The sequence below is a fragment of the Acinetobacter sp. LipI_15 genome, assembly GCF_058242865.1.
Genome location: NZ_JBZAYN010000001.1, coordinates 2810375 through 2827912, shown reverse-complemented (window position 1 = coordinate 2827912; position 17538 = coordinate 2810375). Strand labels below are relative to the sequence as shown.

General features: G+C 41.7%; 18 protein-coding genes. 14 read left to right on the top strand and 4 right to left on the bottom strand.

Going from position 1 to position 17538, the window contains the following annotated elements:
* The first annotated feature begins 18 nt into the window (after positions 1 to 18).
* From gspG to AC4CU0_RS13400, 3 genes are all read left to right on the top strand, one after another.
* Complete coding sequence (gspG, locus tag AC4CU0_RS13410) at positions 19 to 435, top strand: type II secretion system major pseudopilin GspG (RefSeq protein WP_373683025.1); 417 nt, start codon at positions 19 to 21, stop codon at positions 433 to 435.
* Between the two features lie 283 nt (positions 436 to 718).
* Positions 719 to 1054 (top strand): hypothetical protein, encoded by a 336-nt coding sequence (locus AC4CU0_RS13405; RefSeq protein ID WP_078192809.1) that lies wholly within the window; start codon positions 719 to 721, stop codon positions 1052 to 1054.
* Between the two features lie 232 nt (positions 1055 to 1286).
* A complete protein-coding gene (locus tag AC4CU0_RS13400) occupies positions 1287 to 1625 on the top strand; it encodes a tRNA-binding protein (protein ID WP_180065770.1) in 339 nt (112 codons plus the stop codon).
* A gap of 83 nt (positions 1626 to 1708) precedes the next feature.
* Here the strand turns inward: AC4CU0_RS13400 and lnt are convergent, their stop codons facing one another.
* Both lnt and AC4CU0_RS13390 read right to left on the bottom strand, forming a co-directional pair.
* On the bottom strand, positions 1709 to 3268 hold the full coding sequence (gene lnt / locus AC4CU0_RS13395; RefSeq protein ID WP_490743304.1) for an apolipoprotein N-acyltransferase: 1560 nt from the start codon (positions 3266 to 3268) through the stop codon (positions 1709 to 1711).
* On the bottom strand, positions 3265 to 4104 hold the full coding sequence (locus AC4CU0_RS13390) for a CorC family transporter (protein WP_078189781.1): 840 nt from the start codon (positions 4102 to 4104) through the stop codon (positions 3265 to 3267). Before AC4CU0_RS13390 ends, lnt begins: the two co-directional genes overlap by 4 nt.
* A 200-nt stretch (positions 4105 to 4304) precedes the next feature.
* Between AC4CU0_RS13390 and tusA the strand changes: the two genes are divergently transcribed.
* The 4 genes from tusA (at position 4305) to AC4CU0_RS13370 (ending at position 8749) form a co-directional block, all read left to right on the top strand.
* The gene (gene tusA, locus AC4CU0_RS13385; protein WP_078189780.1) at positions 4305 to 4562 is read left to right on the top strand and encodes a sulfurtransferase TusA; all 258 of its coding nucleotides are present in this window, start codon (positions 4305 to 4307) and stop codon (positions 4560 to 4562) included.
* Between the two features lie 133 nt (positions 4563 to 4695).
* On the top strand, positions 4696 to 7452 hold the full coding sequence (locus AC4CU0_RS13380; protein ID WP_490743303.1) for a type VI secretion system Vgr family protein: 2757 nt from the start codon (positions 4696 to 4698) through the stop codon (positions 7450 to 7452).
* Entirely contained in the window at positions 7452 to 8237 is a 786-nt protein-coding gene (locus tag AC4CU0_RS13375) for a lipase family protein (protein ID WP_180078078.1), read from the top strand. The genes AC4CU0_RS13380 and AC4CU0_RS13375 overlap by 1 nt, the downstream gene beginning before the upstream one ends.
* Positions 8234 to 8749: a hypothetical protein gene (locus AC4CU0_RS13370; protein WP_490743302.1), complete on the top strand. Its 516-nt coding sequence runs from the start codon at positions 8234 to 8236 to the stop codon at positions 8747 to 8749. The genes AC4CU0_RS13375 and AC4CU0_RS13370 overlap by 4 nt, the downstream gene beginning before the upstream one ends.
* A gap of 199 nt (positions 8750 to 8948) precedes the next feature.
* Here the strand turns inward: AC4CU0_RS13370 and AC4CU0_RS13365 are convergent, their stop codons facing one another.
* The gene (locus AC4CU0_RS13365; protein WP_180026642.1) at positions 8949 to 10661 is read right to left on the bottom strand and encodes an electron transfer flavoprotein-ubiquinone oxidoreductase; all 1713 of its coding nucleotides are present in this window, start codon (positions 10659 to 10661) and stop codon (positions 8949 to 8951) included.
* Positions 10662 to 10855: 194 nt separating this feature from the next.
* On the opposite strand from AC4CU0_RS13365, the gene AC4CU0_RS13360 reads away from it, so the two are divergent.
* From AC4CU0_RS13360 to AC4CU0_RS13340, 5 genes are all read left to right on the top strand, one after another.
* On the top strand, positions 10856 to 11464 hold the full coding sequence (locus tag AC4CU0_RS13360) for a DUF1285 domain-containing protein (RefSeq protein ID WP_180163312.1): 609 nt from the start codon (positions 10856 to 10858) through the stop codon (positions 11462 to 11464).
* A 48-nt stretch (positions 11465 to 11512) separates the two neighbouring features.
* Positions 11513 to 12397 (top strand): glutamate racemase, encoded by an 885-nt coding sequence (gene murI, locus AC4CU0_RS13355; protein WP_490743301.1) that lies wholly within the window; start codon positions 11513 to 11515, stop codon positions 12395 to 12397.
* A gap of 121 nt (positions 12398 to 12518) precedes the next feature.
* Positions 12519 to 13547: a DUF4062 domain-containing protein gene (locus tag AC4CU0_RS13350; RefSeq protein ID WP_067764038.1), complete on the top strand. Its 1029-nt coding sequence runs from the start codon at positions 12519 to 12521 to the stop codon at positions 13545 to 13547.
* A 65-nt stretch (positions 13548 to 13612) separates the two neighbouring features.
* On the top strand, positions 13613 to 14635 hold the full coding sequence (gene hemH / locus AC4CU0_RS13345) for a ferrochelatase (RefSeq protein ID WP_490743300.1): 1023 nt from the start codon (positions 13613 to 13615) through the stop codon (positions 14633 to 14635).
* Between the two features lie 12 nt (positions 14636 to 14647).
* The gene (locus AC4CU0_RS13340) at positions 14648 to 15292 is read left to right on the top strand and encodes an MBL fold metallo-hydrolase (RefSeq protein WP_180089036.1); all 645 of its coding nucleotides are present in this window, start codon (positions 14648 to 14650) and stop codon (positions 15290 to 15292) included.
* 100 nt (positions 15293 to 15392) lie between these two features.
* Here AC4CU0_RS13340 and AC4CU0_RS13335 read toward each other — a convergent pair whose 3' ends face one another.
* Entirely contained in the window at positions 15393 to 15578 is a 186-nt protein-coding gene (locus AC4CU0_RS13335; RefSeq protein WP_067764029.1) for a DNA gyrase inhibitor YacG, read from the bottom strand.
* A gap of 83 nt (positions 15579 to 15661) precedes the next feature.
* Here AC4CU0_RS13335 and AC4CU0_RS13330 point away from each other — a divergent pair, with 83 nt between their 5' ends.
* Positions 15662 to 16312 (top strand): class I SAM-dependent methyltransferase, encoded by a 651-nt coding sequence (locus AC4CU0_RS13330; RefSeq protein ID WP_490743512.1) that lies wholly within the window; start codon positions 15662 to 15664, stop codon positions 16310 to 16312.
* A gap of 6 nt (positions 16313 to 16318) precedes the next feature.
* Positions 16319 to 17524 carry a TIGR03862 family flavoprotein gene (locus tag AC4CU0_RS13325; RefSeq protein ID WP_490743299.1) on the top strand — a complete coding sequence of 402 codons (1206 nt, stop codon included), beginning with the start codon at positions 16319 to 16321 and terminating at the stop codon, positions 17522 to 17524.
* Positions 17525 to 17538 lie beyond the last annotated feature (14 nt).

The window sequence follows — 17538 nt, the reverse complement described above, 5'->3', positions numbered from 1 at the left end:
CAAGTGAAGACAAAAAATATGAAGCAACAGGGTTTTACTTTAATTGAAGTGATGGTGGTCATTGTCATTTTAGGTGTTTTGGCAGCGCTGATTGTACCGAACGTGATGGGCCGTGGTGAAAAAGCCAAAGTTGATACTACGGCGATTACTTTAAAAAGTGTCGCTGGCTCATTAGATCAATACAAAATGGACAATGGTAAATTCCCTTCAATGCAAGACGGCGGATTAAATGCTTTGGTCACCAAACCTGAGTCTGCTAAAAACTGGTTGCCGGGTGGCTACATCAAAGGTGGCTATCCAAAAGACAGTTGGGACAATGACATTCAATATGTGATTCCAGGTTCTGAAGGCCGTCCTTATGATCTTTATTCATTTGGTGCGGATGGTCAGTCTGGCGGTGAAGAAAATGATGCCGATATTTACTATAAACACTAACTGAGAATAATTATAAATTCAGTTTTAATGGAATTAATCACTTCACTTAATAGGATGTTTCAATATTGAGTGAAGTGATAATAAATCTTAATTATAAAATTAATATTAAGTGATTGAATTTACTTTAAATTTAATAATATAAAATATGTGATATTTATAATAAGAATTATTCCCAATTTTATTGATTACAATAATCGAAAAATATGAATAAATATAGGCTTTTCATTTAAATAAAACCGCGCATAATATCTTTTATGGTACTTTTTTAGCCATGGAGGATAGCATGAAAGCATTATTATTAACGGATGAAATTAACCAATTTCATTGGTCTATGCTGAAATCTGTTCTTTTGATTTTAAGTATTCTGCCGATCAGTCAAGGCATTGTGTATTTATGGCAAAGCACTGAGGGCAGTAGCCAAATTATGGTGGGCTTCTTTGCCATGAGCTTAATGAGTTCATTACTGGCTTTAAGTTTTTGGTCTGCATTAAAAGCGACTGTGGCAAATTTAAAACAAGAACATGCATCTGCCATCGAACAACTGGTTGTTCGTCTTTATCGATATATTCCAATGGTATCTTTAGCTGCCATGCTTTCCTATTTAGTTACGCAGTTATAACCCCAAAATTAACCTTCCAAACTGGAGCTTGCTCCAGTTTTTTTATGTCTCATGCTAATGAATAGTTAGCCTACATCAAAGCGTACATTAATGTGATACGTGTTCTAAGATGACCTTACTTTGTCCGTTTAGACGCATCGAATGTCTGTTTCACATATCGTCAGCCTGAATGAAATTTTTATAATGCATAGATAGCCAGATGAAGTACAACAAAGAAAAGAAAGAGGGAAAAATGCAACAGATCGATTGGCAAGATTTTTTGAAAGTTGAATTACGTGTGGGGAAAATTGTGCAGGCTGAAGTCTTTGAGCAAGCACGTAAACCCGCGTACATTCTTCATGTGGATTTTGGAGAGGAACTGGGCATTAAAAAATCCAGTGCGCAAATTACACAGCTATATCAGCCGGAAAATCTATTGGGAAAATTGGTCGTTGCCGTCGTGAATTTTCCAAAAAAACAAATTGGGCCGATCCAGTCAGAGTGTTTGGTCACAGGTTTTCATAATGCAGAGGGGCATGTTGCTCTTTGTGTGCCTGATGCAGAGATTCCCCTAGGCACTAAGTTACTTTGAAAAAGTAAGGTGAGCTGGCACCCTGAAAGTTTATCAATAAAAAACCGAGCTTTGGCTCGGTTTTTTGATCTTTTGTAGCGGAATTAACGGCGTGATTTAAAAGAAATATCAACTTTACGCGGGCGATAAATCCAACCGAGAACCAATAACAAGAATGAGAAAATCAACACAGGCCAATCACTTAAGCGTGTGTAAAGTGTCTCGCCTTGCATGGCAGGTAAATCACCACGAAGTACCGCATCTTTATCCATCGGTGCTTGTTTCACAATGTGGCCATTATGATCAATAAAGGCGGTAATGCCGGTATTGGTTGCACGGATAAACCAACGGCCATTTTCTTTGGCACGCATTTGAACCATTTGTAGGTGCTGATGTGGGCTCGCTGTTCCAGTAAACCAAGCGTCATTGGAAATAGTCACTAGGTAGTCACTTTGACTGGCATTACGGCGCGTTAAGTTGGGATAAGCCACTTCATAGCAAATCGCCGCACCTAAATCATGACCTTTGACATTTAAAGGCTTTTGGTTGTTTGCGCCACGTGAAAAGCCACTCATCGACGGGTCATTTTGTAGGGCAGGCAGTACCCAACTTAACATCCCTGAAAGCGGAATGTATTCACCAAAGGGGACTAGACGTTGCTTCTTGTATAGACCAGAAGATTCATCACCAGTTGCCATGATGGTGTTGTAATACATAGGGTGTTGGTTTTGCTGTGATTCTGCCAAATCCCAATAGGGAATACCTGTCACCCAAGCCGTACCTGTTTTATTGGCTTGGACTTTCATCGCATCCAAAAACGGCTCAATATCGGTTTGGAACATTGGAATGGAGGATTCTGGCCAAACAATGACATCACGGCCCCATTCGGTCCGACTTAATGACGCATATTTCATTAAGGTTTGAGCTTGGTATTCTGTTAACCATTTTAAATCTTGTGGAATATTGCCTTGAATTAAGGAAACACTCAGCGGTTTTTCATTTTTAGGCTGAACAAATTGCAATTGCGCTGCACCCCATGCACCGAGCAAAACAAGGGCAGAGGGAACAATCCAAAATACACGTTTACGCAGGATTTCAACCAAGGCACAGGCCAATAAAATGACCGCGAAAGACACTCCAAAGATCCCGAATAATGGCGCATAGCCATCGAGGAATCGTTCAGTAAAGGCATAACCTGCAAACAGCCATGGAAAACCGGTAAAGACCCAAGTTTTACTCCACTCGAAAAACACCCACAGTGGCGCAAAGGTCAGTGGGGTTTCTGGAAAGAAGCGGCGGTAGAGCCAACTCTGAACTGCGGTAAACAGCCCCATCACAATCGCCATAATGGCAATCATCAAAACACTGAGTGCTGAATTGGTATCACCATAGACATGGATCGAGGTATACAGCCAAAAAGCCCCGACGAACCATAAGCCAAAGCCATAAGCTAGACCAATGAAAAACGATTGTTTAGGTGCACGTTGACTTAGGCAGGCATACAACAGGGCTGGAGATAAAATTGCCAACCACCAATAATGATAAGGTGCCAGCGACAAGCTGAAGATGGCACCTGAAAATAATGCAATCAGCAAAGGATAGATGAAAGGTAGCTGTTTTTTTTGTTGTGAGTGGTTTAGCAGCTTATCAAAGTAGGTTCTCATTTACGGACAGCTCGGATCAGATGAATAGTACGTGCATCTGCCTCCAAAATGGTAAATTCCCAGTTTTCAAGTTCAATCACTTGACCTTGTAAATCACTGACTAAGCCCATTTCTTGTAGCAGTAAGCCGCCCACAGTTTCTACTTCATCATCTGAAAAATCAGCATCTAAAAGATTGTTAAAGTGTTCAATTGGTGTAAGTGCTTGAACCAACCATGTATTTGCACTTAGTGGGTCTTCATCTGGAATGATAAATTGAGCTTCTTCATCAACTTTGTCGTGTTCATCTTCAATTTCACCCACAATTTCTTCAAGAATGTCCTCTAAAGTGACTAAGCCTGAAGTTGTGCCATATTCATCAATCACTACAGCGATATGGGTTTGGGTATTTTTCAACATACGTAAAACTTGGTCAGAACGCGCGCTCTCAGGTACAAATAAGGGTTGACGCATTAATGCACGAATATCGACTTTGGTGGTCGGTTCTGTCAAAAATGGCAACAAATCTTTGGCCAACAAAATACCGACAACATTGTCTGGCTGGTCTGAGGAAAACACTGGGAAACGTGAGTGTGCAGATTCAACAAGTACATGCAAAATATCTAATAGCTCATCATCTTCTTGCAAGCTGATCATCGCAGTACGGGGGGTCATGACCTCGCGGATTTTAGTTGCAGGTAAGTCGAGTACCCCTTCGAGCATGGCAACTGTATCGGGTTCTAAGAAGCGACGTGAATCTTGTACCAATTTCAACAGTTCGTCACGGGTTTCTGGTGCAGTGCCCAGCCATTTACGTAAGCCGCGCATGCCCCACGACGGGCCGGATTCCTCTTGCATGATCTTTCCTAAAGACTCTTAATATCTAATAAATGATGATTTTATCATACCGTAGAAAATACAGTTGTCTATTGTTAATGTTGATCAAGATGATGAGCGATCAAGTCATTTTAAGACGCTATCGTTTGCATTTTTCAAGCTAACATTCGGTCGTCAGGATTATGCTAAAATAGCCCTAGATTTTAATACTGAGTTTTCTAATGTCTGAGCCTTCTGTGCCCCCATCAATTCAATTAAACACCCGTGGCTTACGTTGCCCTGAGCCTGTGATGATGTTGCATCAAGCCATTCGTAAATCAAAATCGGGCGATATTGTTGAGGTTTTTGCAACAGATAATTCGACCTCTTGGGATATTCCGAAATTTTGTATGCATTTAGGTCATGAGCTTTTGCTTCAAGAAGAACGTCTTGATGAAAATGGAAATAAAGAATTCCATTATTTGGTTCAGAAAGGTTAATTTAAGAGATTGTAAAAAATAATAATTATTAAGATGTTACATTTTTATTAATAAAATAGGCTGGTCAAGTCTGATGGCTAGCCTATATCATTCGCAGCATAATTATACAAAGTTTAAAAAACAGACTTTTAAAATGTTAAATTCGATTGCTCTTATACTTGAAAAATTAGGCTTATCCGCTCAAAAACGTGCCATTCATGTGCAATTTTCCAACCCTGCGTTGAATGATGAGCTTTTTATTCAACGTATTGATGGGGAGCATGTCTTAAACCAAGGCCTGCAAGCGACTTTGATTTGCCTATCTACTAATGCACTTATTCCACTAAAACAATTTATTGGCGCACAGGTCGCCGTTGATCAAGTGACCGATCAGGGCGAACTCTTCCGTACCACGGGTATTATTACCGAAGCGACCCAAGGGCAGAGTGACGGTTCACTCACGCTATATAAACTCACTTTAGAAGATGCAACTTCACTGTGGCATAAACGCCGCAACAGCCGTGTGTTTATGAACAAATCGGTACGAGATGTCAGTGAAACTCTCTTTAAAGAATGGCAAAGCAAAAGTCCGCTCTTTGCTGCCAGTCTAACGCTAGATCTAAGCGGTTTAAGTCAGAACTATGATGTACGACCTTTCATCATGCAGTCGAATGAAAGCGATTATGAATTTTTAACGCGTCTTTGGCGCAGTGAGGGTATCAACTGGCTCATCGATGAAGTGCAGCTGAAAGTGCCGCATTCCTTAGCGCCAATTGAAAAACAAAAACTTCGCCTGATTGATGACAATAGCCAATATCAAGCACTCAGCCGTCGTAGTATCCGCTTTCATCGCTCTAGTGCCACAGAAAAACAAGACAGCATCACCAGCTTGATCGGTGAACGTAGCATTCAACCGACTGCGGTCCATGTACAGCGCTGGCAAGCCGATGGACTCAGCCAAGAAGAAGGCGCAGGCTCAGTTCAAAGCAAACATCAGCATAGCCAAAGCCAAGACAATGCCAGCTTAAGTCTAGAGCAAGCATGGCATATCAGCCCTGCATGGATGCAAGACTTAAAAGGCGAAGACCAAGCTACCGCTTCATCAAACAGTCAGATTGAAAAACTGAATCAAAACCTAACGCGCTATCACGAGCTGCAATCGAAAAAATTCAATGCACAATCGACCGTGCGTGATACACAAGTGGGTTATTGGTTTGAACTGAATGAACACCCTGAAATTGATCAACACAGTGGTACAGACAAACAATTTTTAATCACAGAAAAAAAATTCTATAACCAAAATAACTTACCTAAAGATCTCTCTGAACAAGTCAATCAACTGATTGAACAAAGTCAGTGGAACATTAAACCGATCCATGAACAGGCCGAGCGTCAGGCCAATCAGCTCACATTACAACGCCGCAATATTGCGACGGTTCCTGAATATAACCCACTCGAACACCGTCCAAGCACCCATCCGCAACGGGCTAAAGTTGTCGGGCCAAGTGGTGAAGAAATACATGTCGATGAATGGGGGCGTATCAAAGTCCGCTTCTTATTTACCCGTGGTGATGACCACAGCCATGATGGCGGTGCAGGCAGTAATGACAATGATACGGACTCTGCATGGGTAGATGTGCTTACCCCATGGGCCGGTGAAGGCTATGGTGCACGTTTCTTACCACGTATTAATGAAATCGTGGTCATCGATTTCTTTGACGGTAACATCGACCGACCATTTGTGGTGGGGCGCATACATGAAGCACAGCGCAGTCCAACCCAATTTGATAGTAAAGGCAAACTACCTGAGACCAAAAAACTGGCTGGAATAAAAAGTAAGGAAGTCCAAGGTGAAGGCTTTGGACAACTTCGCTTTGATGACACGACTGGACAAATCTCAACACAATTACAAAGTACCCATGGCGCCACTCAGCTCAACCTAGGGAACCTCAGTCATCCCAAAGAAACCGCAGAAAGTGCAGGACGAGGGGAAGGCTTTGAACTGAGAACCGACCAATGGGGCGCAGTGCGTGCAGGACAAGGGCTCCTTGTCAGCACACACCCACAACAACAAGCAGCAGCAATGCACCTCGATGCACAAGCTGCAAAAGATCAAATCGAAGCTAACTTAAACAGCAGCAAAGCTTTAAGTGAAGTGGCGAAAAATCAACAAACCGACCCACTTGAAGTCCTGGATAACCTAAAAAACTTCCTTGGACAAATCGAAAAAGGCAGTAAAGAAAAAGCTGATGCCTTTAAACAAGCCTTAATGATTTTATCTGCACCAAACTCAATTGCTGTGAGTAGTCAGGAAGATATTCATCTTTCAGCGGATGGGCAGATCAGCCAAAGTGCAGGCGATAGCATCAACCTCAGCAGTCAAAAATCCTTGATTACCCATGCACAAAGCAAGATCAGTCTATTTGCAGCACAAGAGGGATTACGAGCTTATGCAGGCAAAGGCAAAGTTGAAATCCAAGCCCAAGGAGATGGGGTTGATTTGATTGCACGAAAGGGTATTCAAATTATTTCTACGGAAGATAAAGTTGAAATAAAAGCAAGCAAAAAAATCGTGCTGACTGCTGATGGTAGCCAGATTGAAATTAGTAGTGCGGGTGTATTACCGACAACTAGCGGTAAGTTTGAAGTGAAGGCAGGGCAGCATAATTTTAAACAGGGTGCAAAAGTAAATAAGCCGCTTCCATTTTTGCCTGAAAAAGAAAAGCAAAAATATGGCGTATGGTTTGATGTGATGGATCATCAAGGAAAGAAACTTGCTTCAGGTACGGAATATATTATTTACGATGAAACAGACAAAGAAGTTGAACGTGGAAAATTAGATAAATCCGGTCTTGTTAGGCTAGAAACTGAAGAATTAAATAAACAATATAAAATACATGTGGTGATGTGATGGGATTAGAAGAACAAGCCTATGCTGACTTAGTTAGGACAACTATGGGAAATGTAAACCCTACACCACCTGTAGTTCCTGTTCAGCTGGTGGTATATACACATAGTTATACCGCATTTATTGGTGGAGCATCTGATAAGTACTCTTTTGCTCCTAACGATCTGCCTATTAATATAGGAGGTAGAGGCTTAGGACCTAATAGATTTGTTGGTGAATATTTTGATGAGTTTGATTTATCACAAAAGAAGAAATTTAAAAATGCGACGATTGAATATTACGGGTATGAGGAAGCATATACTGGCATGAAAGCTGGAGGGAAAAAATTAGATGCATTTGACAATATTAAGAAATTCTTAGAAAAAAACCCGAATACTCAGGTAAATATTATTGGACATAGTTTAGGTGGATGGAACGCAGCTGGCCTAGCAGCTGAACTAGTGAAGAAAAAGATATGTAAAGTTAATTTACTTATAACAATTGATCCTGTTGGAACTTTATTATCGTATAGTGCATTAACTCCAGTAAGTGCTCGAATCTATTTTAGAGAACCTTCACCAAATTGTAATTATTGGGTAAGTGTAACATGCGAGCCAAAGTCGTATGATAGTAACGATGCTGTTGCAGATTCAGGAGGGCAGTGGAGGAATAAACCCAGAGAGAGAGCAAATGTTTTTTATTCTACAAAATATAGTCATGCTGAATTTAAGGAAATGATGAAAGAAAAAATATTTATGGGCCAGTCTGCTGAAGATATGATGTTCACTCAATTGAAGAAAATAAAATGAAAAAAAAATACATTTTGGGTTTTGTTGTATTTATTTTGGGTTGCCAAAATGCTAATCATCAAAGCTTAGATAGAAAAATTACTGTTAATCCTTCTCTTAAATTAAGCTACAGTATTATCGGTTCAGAAGAAAAACCTGCATTAGCAGTTACAGGAAATTTAATAAGTTCAGTTTCATTAAAAGAAGTTTTGATAAAAGAACAATTCGACTTTGCACGTATTGAGTGTGACAAGTTGAATGAGTTCAAACCTTATGCGTATTTAAAAGTAAAAGATGAAAAAAGAAAGAAGAATACTTTTCAATCGGATTTTTTGTTGAAAATATGTCCGGAAGATGATGCTAATAGTGAGCATTGTGTTAAAAATATTGAAGATTTTAGTAATAGAATAAAAACAAATTTAAGCTGTGAAGTCGTTTTTGGTGGAATGACTAAATCAAAAATAATTATTTCAAATCGATTTAAAATCGATAAGAATCAAATATTAAATGCAGAAGAGTATGCATTGGAATAAGCATATTCTTATAGAGTAGAAGCTAGAATTAGAATATTTACTGTTAGATTATGAATTTTTGGTATTCAAATATTATTTATAATTTAACTATTCAAATTTGAAGAATTCTAACTTTGAATAAATTATTTTAAACTGAGAATAAACCCGCGCGAAGCGGGTTTATTTTTATATCAAAAGAGATTACATGTTCGGGTACTAATTACATGTTCGGGTAATTAGGACCACCGCCACCCTCAGGTGTTACCCAAGTAATGTTTTGAGACGGATCTTTGATATCACACGTCTTACAGTGAACACAGTTTGCTGCGTTAATTTGGAAACGCTTAGAACCGTCATTCTCTTCCATAATTTCATAAACACCAGCAGGGCAATAGCGCTGAGCAGGCTCATCCCATTTTGGTAAGTTCACATTTACAGGAATAGAAGCATCTGTCAGTTTCAAGTGAGCAGGCTGGTTCTCTTCGTGAACGGTATTCGATACGAATACTGAAGACAGACGGTCAAATGTAATTTTACCATCTGGTTTTGGATAATTCGGTTTGAAGTTCGCAGCATCGACAGTTTTTAAAGCGCTGAAGTCTGGCTGTAAGTCATGTAGTGTAAATGGCACTTTAAAGATGTTTTGATCAACAAAGTTGAACGCACCACCCATCCATTGACCGAACTTATGCATAGCAGGGCCGAAGTTACGAGAGTTATATAACTCTTCTTTCAACCAACTGTTGTTAAACTTGTCAGTATAAGCAGTTAACTCTTTAGTGAAGAAGTCTTCACCTTCAGTCACACGTGCAATGGCAAGGTCACCACCTTTTTCCACACCCGCAGCAATCGCTTCAAATACAGCTTCACCGCACAGCATGCCTGATTTCATTGCTGTATGAGAGCCTTTGATTTTCGCAAAGTTTAGGAAACCTGCGTCATCACCAATTAAGCTACCACCTGGGAAAGTGAATTTAGGTAGTGAGTTGAAGCCACCTTTTACAACCGCACGTGCGCCATAAGAAATACGCTTACCACCCTCAAGATATTGCTTGATCAGTGGATGTGTTTTCCAGCGCTGCATTTCCATAAATGGATACATGTGTGGATTGGTGTATGACAAGTCAACGATCATACCTAATGTCACTTGGTTGTTTTCAGCGTGGTATAACCACCAACCGCCTGAAGAACCTGTTTCACTTAAAGGCCAACCTGCACCGTGCATCACCAAACCTGGTTTGTGCTTAGCAGGATCGATTTCCCAAAGTTCTTTAATACCAATACCGTAATGTTGCGGATCAGCATCTTTATCTAAGTTGAACTGAGCAATCAGACGTTTACCTAAATGACCACGACAGCCTTCAGCAAATAATGTGTATTTCGCATGAAGTTCATAGCCAGGGGTAAAGTTGTGCGTTGGTTCGCCATCTTTACCAATACCCATGTCGCCAGTCTGAATACCTTTCACAGTCCCGTCTTCATGGTAAAGGATTTCAGAAGCGGCAAAACCTGGGAAAATAGACACTTCTAATTCTTCAGCTTTAGCGCCCAACCAACGAACAACGTTACCTAACGAAATAACATAGTTGCCATCGTTATGCATAGTTTTAGGCACCATCCAATGCGGTGCTTCTTGTGATTTTTCATCAGACAATAAGAAGAAGGTTTTATCTTCAGTCACAGGCACATTTAACGGTGCACCTTGTTCTTTCCAGTCTGGGAACAATTCATTCATCGCGCGGGGTTCAAGCACAGCACCCGATAGAATATGCGCACCCACTTCGGAGCCCTTTTCCACGACACAAACGGACAGATCGTTTAGGTTATTTTCAATTGCAAGTTGACGAATTTTAATCGCAGCAGATAGGCCGGCAGGACCTGCACCGACGATAACTACGTCAAACTCCATCGATTCACGTTCGATGTGTTCCATGTAGGACTCCTCATATTTCGGAAGGTGGCATCCATTCAATTCATTTAAATGGTGCTGCCATGAGTGTTCTTAATGCCCAGACACAATTTTTCTATCGTGTCTTTGATATTGTGGGCTAGTATAGTTTTAAACCGAGTTCTAGCCAATTGGCTGAATCATATTATTTTTCCGTCACTAAGGTATTTATTAGGCGGATGAAGCAGCAATTGAACGAAAACCCGACGAAAAAATTCATTAATAGGGATGATAGAAATTTAATGAACATTGCACAATACTTAAAAGATGGACAGTCCGGTCACAAAAGGTCAATCCCCCCATTAGATCAATGGCATCCAAAGCATTGTGGTGCAATGGATCTGAAGGTTTTAGCCAACGGAGAATGGTGGCACGATGGTCAATTGATCAAACGCCAAGCGCTTATTGACTTGTTCTCGACAGTACTATGGAAAGAAGACAGCAAGTTCTATTTAAAGACCCCAGTCGAGCAAATTGAAATACAGGTGGAAGATGAGCCTTTATTTGTTAATCAAGTCGATACGCTTGAGCTAGAAAACAAGCGCTATATCCAGTTTACGACCACAACACAAGACGTGATTGTTGTGGATGATGAACATCCTATTTTTATGCGTGAATATCAAGGTGAATTGCGCCCTTATGTACATGTGCGTTTTGGAATTAATGCACTGATCCAGCGTGCCGCATTCTTTCATTTGGTTGAGATGGGTGAACTGCTTGAAAATGAAAAAGGTGAATCCATTTTAGTGTTACAAAGTGGTGATTTGCGCTTGCAATTAGGCACCTGAGGTTTAAGCTTTCCACCTTGTCATTCTGAACAATATATAAGTGACCCTATGACCGCCATTCACCCCATTTACCCACTGGATGTACCCATGCCGAAAGCTGGCGCAGATGCACCGGTCGGTTTATTTGATTCGGGGATTGGTGGCTTATCTGTGGCTTTAGAAATTGCGCGCTACTTGCCGAATGAACGCATTGTGTATTATGCCGATACTGCACATGTACCCTATGGGCCACGTGATGATCAAAATATACGTGAGTTGACTGCACATGCCATAGAGTGGTTATACCGCCAAGGCTGTAAAGTCGCTGTCGTGGCATGTAACACGGCATCTGCTTTTAGTTTGGATTATTTGCGTGAACATTATGGGGAGAACTTCCCCATTATTGGTTTAGTTCCTGCGTTAAAGCCTGCCGTTCTGCAAACAAAAAGTAAAACAGTGGCTGTTCTTGCAACACCTGCGACATTTCGTGGAAAGTTGATTAAAGATGTGATGCATCGTTTTGCTGAACCTGCAGGGGTGCAAGTTTTGTCAGTGACCAGTCTGGAATTGGTGCCCTTTGTTGAAGCAGGTGCGCAAATGACTGAGCCTTGCCTGCAGACATTAACCGAGATATTACAGCCAGTTGTAGATGCCGGTGCAGATTATTTAGTGCTTGGATGTACGCATTACCCCTTCCTAAAATCGGCAATTCAGTATATTTTTGGTCAGAAGCTGACATTAATTGACTCAGGTTTTGCAGTTGCACGACAAACAGCCCGAATTTTGATTAAAAATGAGTTATTATTTGATCAGAAAAGAGAAAATTGTTTGCGTATAGAATGCTATGTCAGTGGCAATAATGCGGAAAATTTAAAACCGGTTGTGGCGCGCCTGATTCAAGATGATATTTCTTGGAACATTGCCAACATCGGACTTATAAGTTCAGAAGACTAAATCAGTCATTTTGGACAACGTTAAATGAAAAAATTAGTTTTTTATTGGGGTAGTCATGTCGCATTTTCCAGCTAAGATCAATTCGATGCTGAGTGCGTTATGCAGCGGGAGAGGATCACTAATGCTCGATAAGCGTTATCAAGTATTCATTTCCACATCTGGTAGCGAAATGCAGCCAGAACGGATCATTTTGGCTCAGACGCTTGTAGGAATGGGGTTTTTCTCATGGGGGCTAGAACAACGCACACCATTGAGCACTGCTTTTGCACGTCGTCAAATTGACGATTGTGACTATGTGATGATTTTATTGGGCAGTCAATACGGTGAGCAGTCTGTGTCTGGTGTGGGCTATATGCACCTTGAATACATCTATGCGGTGACCAAGCAAAAACCTGTCATTGTGTTTATGCATGATGATCCAGATTCACGTGATGATGCGTTACATGATGCTAAACCTGAACTTCGTGAAAAATTTAAAGAATTTAGAAAACTATTACAAAATGAAGTTGATCAAGTTTTTACCTATCGTAGTTTGCGTGATTTAGAAATGGCAGTTCGATTGAACATGCCACAAATGCTAGAACGCTATCCTGTTACAGGTTGGGTGCGCCCACAGAATACTCAAGCTTTACATGATGAAATTGATCGTTTAAAAGCCCAGTTAGTTCAACTCGAAACAGAGTCTGGAAAACGCGAAGTTGATCCATTCCTATCTTTACCAAAAGTGTCGATGCATGAACTATTTTCATTTGAATACCGCATGCACGCTTATCAAGATGGTAATTTCAAAGAATTAAAAGTACAGAAGAAAATGACGTGGGCGCAGCTCTTGTCGATTTTAGGCGCAACCTTTGTTAATCCAACCCCTGAAGAATTCTTCTCTAAACGAATGAATGAGTTTTTGAATGAAACAGGTTTGGATGATGCTCGTATTGAGATGCCGCGTGCACATGCGGTTGCGCGGGCACAAGTGAATATTCGTGCTTTACACAGCATTAAAAGCCAGATGCGGCAGAATGACTGGATTGTGCCCAATGGCCGAGATGACCGTCAGCGGATGTTGTGGCAAGTGACAAGTAAAGGTCAAAAATTACTAGAAAGTAATTTGCTAGATAATGATCGAGTTTTTCAATTTAAATCTGCATATTAATCTATTTTATTAAATAGATAAAAAGCTGCTACATTAGCGTCATTCAAATTGATGGAAAAAGCGTAATGTTGCCTGTCGAGAAAGCTAAAGTCACCATTATTCTGGCGAATCTAGGTACGCCTGATGCGCCAACTGTGCCCGCAGTGCGTCGTTTTCTGCAACAGTTTTTGTCAGATCAGCGGGTGATTGAAATCCCGAAACCGATTTGGCAATTGATTTTGCGTTTGTTCATTTTGCCATTTCGACCAAAGCGTGTGGCGCATGCCTATGAAATGGTTTGGGGCAATGATTCGCCTATGCGTGAAATATTGTTGGCGCAAGTTGACGCTGTAAAAGCACATTTAACTCAAGCGTATCCAGAATTTGAACTGAAGGTGGTTCCTGCCATGACCTATGGCAATCCAGGCATTCAAGCAGCTTTAGATCAATTGGCACAGCAGCCACAAGACCACATCGTCCTGTTTCCACTATTCCCACAATATTCAGCAACATCGACTGCACCGCTATATGATGCGATCGCACAATGGATTCCGCAGCAACGCAATTTGCCGGGCTTGAGTATTATTCGTGATTACTATCAGCACCCGCTATTTATTCAAGCTTTAGCGCAAAGTGTGCGTGATTATCAAGCGGAGCATGGGGTCGCGGATAAGTTATTGATGTCTTTTCATGGCATTCCACAGCCTTATGCAGACAAGGGTGATCCCTATGCTGACCGTTGCCGTGTAACAGGACATTTAGTCGCGCAAGCGCTTGGTTTAACTGAAGATCAATATGAAATCAGTTTCCAATCTCGCTTTGGTAAGCAAGAATGGGTGAAACCTTATACTGATGCCACTTTGGACGCATGGGGCAAACAAGGCGTGAAATCGGTACAGGTTATGAGCCCTGCATTTTCAGCGGATTGTTTGGAAACGCTAGAAGAGTTGGCGCTGCAAAATGCTGAAATTTTCCAAGCTGCAGGCGGTGGTGAATATGGTTATATTCCTGCATTAAACGCGCGGGATGATCATGTCGCATTGCTCAATTTATTACTTCAAGCTAATCTTGATGCCTTAAAGCAAACATTAGCCCATTCATCGCCTTGAGGTTTTCGCCCTATGTTGCAAGTTAAAATCGTACCCGTCACGGCATTTCAACAAAACTGTTCCATTGTTTGGGACTCTGAGTCGAAAGAAGCGGTCTTGATTGATGCAGGGGGAGAGCCTGAAAAATTAAAAGCTGAAGTTGAAGCGCTTGGTTTAACGGTCAAAGCCTTGTGGTTGACGCATGGCCATTTAGACCATGCGGGTGCGGTTGGGGCATTAACCCAAGCATGGAATGTTCCGGTGATTGGCCCGCATAAAGAAGATGCATTTTGGTTGGACATGATTCAGGAAGTTTCTGCGAAATATGGTTTCCCGATCCCTGAAAATGTCCATGTGACCCAATGGTTGGAAGGCGGCGAAACCTTGAAGCTAGGTGCAGAAGAGTTTGAAGTTCGTTTTGCACCGGGGCATACACCGGGTCATGTCATGTTCTATAACGCAAAATATGCCGTGCTTTGGACGGGTGATGTGTTATTTAAAGGCTCGATAGGCCGGACAGATTTTCCACGTGGTAACCATCAACAATTACTCGACTCCATTCAGCGTGAATGTTTTAGCTTGCCAGATGACACCCAGTTTATTTCTGGGCATGGGCCAATGAGTACCATTGGCTATGAAAAGCAGCACAATCCTTTTGTTGCAAGTAAAGCGGGTTAAGCAATACGCTTTAACTTGATTGGGTAAAATAAAAAAAGGTCTAACCATGTAGACCTTTTTTATTGGAACTTTTTTATATTTAAATTTGAGCTAAACGTATTTAGAACTGATCTTCCTCACGGCCACCATCAGCTTGAGGTGCATCTTGGGTTGGCAGGCGATATTCGTCATTGGCCCAAGCACCAAGATCAATCAATTTGCAGCGATCTGAGCAGAATGGGCGGTATTCATTGTCTTCCCATGTGGTGAGTTTGCCACAGCGAGGGCAGTTCATGGTGGTGGGCATGCTTAACTCCAGCAAAAACGGATGATTCAATTAGGCAAATACAGTCGCAGTTGTTAGACTTATGCCGTTCTGTTTAGTTTGATCTGTTTATGCCTATTCGTCAATTTCAAGCGCAGCGTATGCGAGCTCCCCGTGATTTTCAGCCGATTGATTCCACACCGATTTGTGTGGAAATTGGGGCTGGTAAAGGTAAACATGCATTATTGTTTTCAGCCAATCACCCTGAATTTCAATTGATTGCTGTTGAGCGGACACGTGAAAAATTTGTGGCAATGCAAAAGCAGCATCAACTTGAGGGGCAAAACAATTTAACTCCAATTCATGCTGATGCATTACCTTGGGTAGTACATGCCTTACATCCTGCGCAAGTACAGCAATTCTTTATTTTGTATCCAAACCCTGAACCGCATAATCCTGCACAGCGCTGGTTAAATATGCCGTTTTTTGAATTTCTATTGTCGCGTTTGCAGCCGGGTGGTCAGATTACCTTGGCCAGTAATATTCCTGAATATATTGAGGAAGCGCAGCAGCAGTTAATCGATGTTTGGAAGCTGCCTTTTATCAAAGAACGCATTGCAGAGACTTCAGCACGCACGCATTTTGAAATTAAATATCTTGAACGTGGTGAACTCTGTCAGCAGTTAATCATTACCAAGCCTGTAGATTACACCACACGTTTTGATGATTTTCAGCCACTACAAGGCAAGCAACCCACCGAAGCATCTGCGGAATAATTGGGCATGACTCAGCGTATTGCAATTATTGGTGCAGGTCCGGCAGGCTTGATGGCGGCTGAAGTCTTAAGTCAGCATGACTATGAGATACATGTTTATGAGCAAAAGCCTTCAGCGGCGCGTAAATTTCTCATGGCAGGTAAAACGGGGTTAAATATTTCCCATGCCGAACCTATAGAACAATTTGTGCAGCGCTATGATCAAGTGGAATGGCTGAGTCCATGGGTTAAGCAGTGGGATGCCGCATGGATTCAACAATGGATGATGGGGCTAGGTATTGAAACCTATATTGGTTCATCGGGTCGGGTCTTTCCTATTGAAATGAAAGCTGCGCCTTTGCTGCGTTCATGGTTAAAACGTCTCAGTCTCGACGGGGTGCAGTTTCATTATCGACATCAAGTTTTGGACTTACAGTCCAATCAGCTGACGATTCAAAACCTTGTTGATGGATCAAATCAAGCGCTTGGCTTTGATGCGATTATTATGGCATGTGGCGCAGTGTCTTGGTCACGTTTAGGTAGTGATGGCGCATGGCAAAAATGGCTGCAGCCTGAGAGCATTGAAGCTTTTCAGGCCAGTAATGCTGGTGTGGAACGTGTTTGGTCGAAGTTCATGCAGCCCGTGTTTGGACAGCCCTTAAAACGAGTCAATGCATGGGTCGAGCAAGCCGAGCCGACCCAAGGCGATATCATCATTTCACACTATGGACTGGAAAGTGGATTGATCTACAAACAAGGTCGAGCACTGCGTCAACAGGTGAAATCTGCTCAGCCCATGCAGCTGACTTTGGACTTATTGCCAGACCAAAGTATTGAGCAATTGGCAAAGAAACTACAGCCTTCGAAGAAGCAGTCTTTAACCAATGTTTGGCGTAAAGCCGGTTTAGATTCGGCGAAAGCTGCGCTGGTCCGTGAACTGGTGGATAAATCTTTGTGGCATGAGCCGGCCTTACTAGCAGCGAAAATTAAAAATTTAGATATTCACCTTGATGGATTTCGCCCGATAGATGAGGCGATTAGCTGCGCAGGTGGTGTGAAGCGTTCAGTCCTAAATGATGGCTTACAATTGAAGAGCAATCCTGCAGTATTTGTCTGCGGGGAAATGTTGGATTGGGATGCGCCTACAGGAGGCTATTTGCTAACAGCATGCCTTGCGACCGGTCGTGCAGCGGGTGAAGGGGTTCAAAACTATCTGGTTTCTTTGCAGAACTAAGCGCTTCAAATTGT